Origin of the sequence: Micromonospora andamanensis (genome assembly GCF_016863495.1) — a bacterium.
GTDB classification, from domain to species: domain Bacteria; phylum Actinomycetota; class Actinomycetes; order Mycobacteriales; family Micromonosporaceae; genus Micromonospora; species Micromonospora andamanensis.
In genome coordinates, this window is record NZ_BOOZ01000097.1 from 2501 (window position 1) to 5368 (window position 2868).

General features: G+C 57.0%; 2 rRNA genes (1 of these 2 running past the window's edge). Both read left to right on the plus strand.

What is annotated here, in order from left to right:
- Positions 1-2662, plus strand: a 23S ribosomal RNA gene (locus Van01_RS32570) (it extends 447 nt beyond the left edge of the window).
- An 88-nt stretch (positions 2663-2750) separates the two neighbouring features.
- Positions 2751-2867, plus strand: a 5S ribosomal RNA gene (rrf, locus tag Van01_RS32575).
- Position 2868: the final 1 nt, after the last annotated feature.

Sequence of the window (2868 nt, forward strand, 5' to 3'; positions counted from 1 at the left end):
GTGTTCCCGAGTAGCGGCGGACTCCTGAAATCTGCCGTGAATCTGCCAGGACCACCTGGTAAGCCTAAATACTTCCTGGTGACCGATAGCGGACGAGTACCGTGAGGGAATGGTGAAAAGTACCCCGGGAGGGGAGTGAAATAGTACCTGAAACCGTTCGCCTACAATCCGTCGGAGCCTTTTGGGGTGACGGCGTGCCTTTTGAAGAATGAGCCTGCGAGTTAGTGGCATGTGGCGAGGTTAACCCGTGTGGGGGAGCCGTAGCGAAAGCGAGTCTGAAGAGGGCGTTTGAGTCGCATGTTCTAGACCCGAAGCGGAGTGATCTAGCCATGGGCAGGCTGAAGCGCGGGTAAGACCGTGTGGAGGGCCGAACCCACCAACGTTGAAAAGTTGGGGGATGACCTGTGGTTAGGGGTGAAAGGCCAATCAAACTCCGTGATAGCTGGTTCTCCCCGAAATGCATTTAGGTGCAGCGTCGTGTGTTTCTTGCCGGAGGTAGAGCACTGGATGGTCTAGGGGGCCTACAAGCTTACCGAAATCAGCCAAACTCCGAATGCCGGTAAGTGAGAGCGCGGCAGTGAGACTGCGGGGGATAAGCTTCGTAGTCGAGAGGGAAACAGCCCAGATCACCAGCTAAGGCCCCTAAGCGTGTGCTAAGTGGAAAAGGATGTGGGGTCGCATAGACAACCAGGAGGTTGGCTTAGAAGCAGCCACCCTTTAAAGAGTGCGTAATAGCTCACTGGTCAAGTGGTTCCGCGCCGACAATGTAGCGGGGCTCAAGCACACCGCCGAAGCTGTGGCACTCACATAATGACTTCGCATCGCCTTTCGGGGTGGTGTGCAGGTGTGTGGGTGGGTAGGGGAGCGTCGTGCCGGGGGTGAAGCAGCGGGGTGACCCAGTTGTGGACGCGGCACGAGTGAGAATGCAGGCATGAGTAGCGAAAGAAGGGTGAGAAACCCTTCCGCCGGATGACCAAGGGTTCCAGGGCCAGGTTAATCCGCCCTGGGTGAGTCGGGACCTAAGGCGAGGCCGAGAGGCGTAGTCGATGGACAACGGGTTGATATTCCCGTACCCGCGAAAGAGCGTCCCTGATGAACCTCGTTGTGCTAACCATCCGAACTGCCGGAGACCTTCGGGTCGATGGTGGGGAGCGTGGGAACCTGGCGGGTAGTAGTCAAGCGATGGGGTGACGCAGGAAGGTAGCTGAGCCCGGCCGGTGGTTGTGCCGGGGTAAGCGTGTAGGCCGCACCATAGGCAAATCCGTGGTGTATGGGGCTGAGACGTGATGCCGAGCCGATTCAGGTGAAGTCAGTGATCCTATGCTGCCGAGAAAAGCCTCTAGCGAGTTCTGAGCGGCCCGTACCCCAAACCGACACAGGTGGTCAGGTAGAGAATACCGAGGCGATCGGGCGAACTGTGGTTAAGGAACTCGGCAAATTGCCCCCGTAACTTAGGGAGAAGGGGGGCCGGAGACGTGAAGCCCCGCGCGGGTGGAGCGTTGTATGGCCGCAGAGAGCAGGGGGAAGCGACTGTTTACTAAAAACACAGGTCCATGCGAAGAAGTAATTCGATGTATATGGACTGACGCCTGCCCGGTGCTGGAACGTTAAGGGGACCTGTTAGCTCTTTGGGGCGAAGCGGAGAACTTAAGCGCCAGTAAACGGCGGTGGTAACTATAACCATCCTAAGGTAGCGAAATTCCTTGTCGGGTAAGTTCCGACCTGCACGAATGGCGTAACGACTTCCCCACTGTCTCAACCACAGGCCCGGCGAAATTGCAGTACGAGTAAAGATGCTCGTTACGCGCGGCAGGACGGAAAGACCCCGGGACCTTTACTATAGCTTGACATTGGTATTTGAGTCGGCTTGTGTAGGATAGGTGGGAGCCGGTGAAGTCCATACGCCAGTATGGGTGGAGGCAATCTTGAAATACCACTCTGGTTGATTCGGGTATCTAACTTCGGACCGTTATCCGGTTCAGGGACAGTGTCTGGTGGGTAGTTTAACTGGGGCGGTTGCCTCCTAAAGGGTAACGGAGGCGCCCAAAGGTTCCCTCAGCCTGGTTGGCAATCAGGTGTTGAGTGCAAGTACACAAGGGAGCTTGACTGTGAGACTGACGGGTCGAGCAGGGACGAAAGTCGGGACTAGTGATCCGGCACTTGCGTGTGGAAGCGGTGTCGCTCAACGGATAAAAGGTACCCCGGGGATAACAGGCTGATCTTCCCCAAGAGTCCATATCGACGGGATGGTTTGGCACCTCGATGTCGGCTCGTCGCATCCTGGGGCTGTAGCAGGTCCCAAGGGTTGGGCTGTTCGCCCATTAAAGCGGTACGCGAGCTGGGTTTAGAACGTCGTGAGACAGTTCGGTCCCTATCCGCCGTGCGCGTAGGATACTTGAGAAGGGCTGTCCCTAGTACGAGAGGACCGGGACGGACGAACCTCTGGTGTGCCAGTTGTCCCGCCAGGGGCACGGCTGGTTAGCTACGTTCGGAAGGGATAACCGCTGAAAGCATCTAAGCGGGAAGCCTGCTTCAAGATGAGGTATCCCACCACCTTCGGGTGGGTAAGGCCCCCAGCTAGACGACTGGGTTGATAGGCCGGAAATGTAAGCCCGGTAACGGGTTCAGTTGACCGGTACTAATAGGCCGAGGACTTGACTACAAAGATTCTGCTCGCGTCCACTGTGTAACTCACAACAAACAAACAACACACCAGACAGTGTTGGTGTTGTTTGACATGTTGATAAGGTTACGGCGGTCATGGCGGAGGGGAAACGCCCGGTCTCATTCCGAACCCGGAAGCTAAGCCCTCCAGCGCCGATGGTACTGCACCCGGGAGGGTGTGGGAGAGTAGGACACCGCCGGACA